Raw genomic sequence first — 1065 nt, 5'->3', positions numbered from 1 at the left:
TCAGGCCTATATTGAGCGGTTCAATCGAACCTACCGTGAGGAAGTGTTGGATATGCATTTATTCACGACGCTCGATCAGGTGCGTTGGCATACAGAGGCGTGGATAAACATTTACAATACTGAAAGACCTCATGAGTCATTAGATCGTTTAAGTCCTGTCGAGTACAGGCAGAGAGCATATTCTACTTTAAAGCTGTGTTAAGAATGGGGTAGGTTCAACGCCAATCTATTTTGCAAAATAGACAAAATGCTAAAATTAGAGAACAAGAGAGTATGCGTCAATTAGCAGAGGAACGGGAAAAATTCGAAAAAGAGCGGAAAGAAAATGAAGAAAAGATTGCTAAGCAACAAGAAGAAATAGCAACTAAACTAGCTGAAGAGAAAAAACAGCTTGAGATTAAGTTAGCAGAAGAAAAACGAAAATTAGATGAAACTCTGGCGAAAGAAAGAGAGTCACTATGAACCTACCCCATTCTTAACACAGCTTTAAAGTAGAATATGCTCTCTGCCTGTACTCGACAGGACTTAAACGATCTAATGACTCATGAGGTCTTTCAGTATTGTAAATGTTTATCCACGCCTCTGTATGCCAACGCACCTGATCGAGCGTCGTGAATAAATGCATATCCAACACTTCCTCACGGTAGGTTCGATTGAACCGCTCAATATAGGCGTTCTGATAAGGGCATCCCGGCTCAATAAAGTCAATCAGAATGCCTCGCTGCTGCGCCCACTGCGTGAACTCTGTGGAAGTAAACTCAGGCCCGTTGTCCGTACGAATACACTGCGGATATCCATGGGCTTCCCCAAGCTGATCTAAAAAGCGAGTCACCCGAATAGCGGGCAGACTCACCCCTATGTCGATGCCTAGCACCTCACGGTTAAAGTCATCTATCACGTTAAGTGTACGGAACCGACGGCGACCCGTCAGACCATCCGACATAAAATCAATTGACCAACTGCTTCGTGCCATGACCGGTTGCGTCAATGGCATCGGATGCCTTGCCGGTAAACGCTGTTTGCGTTTGCTTCGTAGCTGTAATCCTGAAGCTGATGATAGACTGA

General features: G+C 44.5%; 3 protein-coding genes. 2 read left to right on the top strand and 1 reads right to left on the bottom strand.

The genetic code is table 11. The annotated features are described in order from the left end of the window. Both V757_RS27910 and V757_RS18515 read left to right on the top strand, forming a co-directional pair. On the top strand, positions 1-202 hold a 202-nt coding region (locus tag V757_RS27910; protein ID WP_147628843.1), incomplete at its 5' end, for an integrase core domain-containing protein. A 29-nt stretch (positions 203-231) separates the two neighbouring features. Next, positions 232-462, top strand: coding sequence for a hypothetical protein (locus V757_RS18515; protein ID WP_023949994.1), 231 nt, complete (start codon positions 232-234; stop codon positions 460-462). 13 nt (positions 463-475) lie between these two features. Here the strand turns inward: V757_RS18515 and V757_RS18510 are convergent. Beyond that, on the bottom strand, positions 476-1065 hold a 590-nt coding region (locus V757_RS18510; RefSeq protein ID WP_023949992.1), incomplete at its 5' end, for an IS3 family transposase.

Origin of the sequence: Pelistega indica, from assembly GCF_000506865.1 — a bacterium.
In the GTDB taxonomy this organism is placed as follows: Bacteria; Pseudomonadota; Gammaproteobacteria; order Burkholderiales; family Burkholderiaceae_B; genus Taylorella; species Taylorella indica.
Note: the sequence above shows the minus strand (reverse complement) of the source record. Positions and strands in the feature narration are given on the sequence as shown.